Below are 219 nucleotides of genomic sequence, written 5' to 3' on the forward strand. Positions count from 1 at the left end.
CCGCAGTTAAAAACCATCGCTTATAGCTTAACCAGACATCAGAACGGCATTCCGTGGATGATGCGTGTGCGTAGTCAAAAAGAAATCGATACGCTGGTGGAACAGGCGGGCTTCGAGAAATGTCATCACTCGATTGATGAATTTGGTATTTTCAACGACTCACTGGAAGTGAGAAAGCAGCATGGTTGAGTCGCCGCTAATGAAGAACAAATGCAGCCT

Annotated in this window: 1 protein-coding gene; it reads left to right on the forward strand. The window is 46.1% G+C overall.

Translation table 11 applies throughout. The features are described 5' to 3' along the window. Positions 1–189, forward strand: a 189-nt coding sequence (locus QCD69_RS22740) for a class I SAM-dependent methyltransferase family protein (protein WP_301253597.1), incomplete at its 5' end; no start/stop codon positions are given. Between the last annotated feature and the right edge of the window lie 30 nt (positions 190–219).

This window comes from Erwinia sp. PsM31 (assembly GCF_030433775.1).
GTDB classification, from domain to species: domain Bacteria; phylum Pseudomonadota; class Gammaproteobacteria; order Enterobacterales; family Enterobacteriaceae; genus Erwinia; species Erwinia aeris.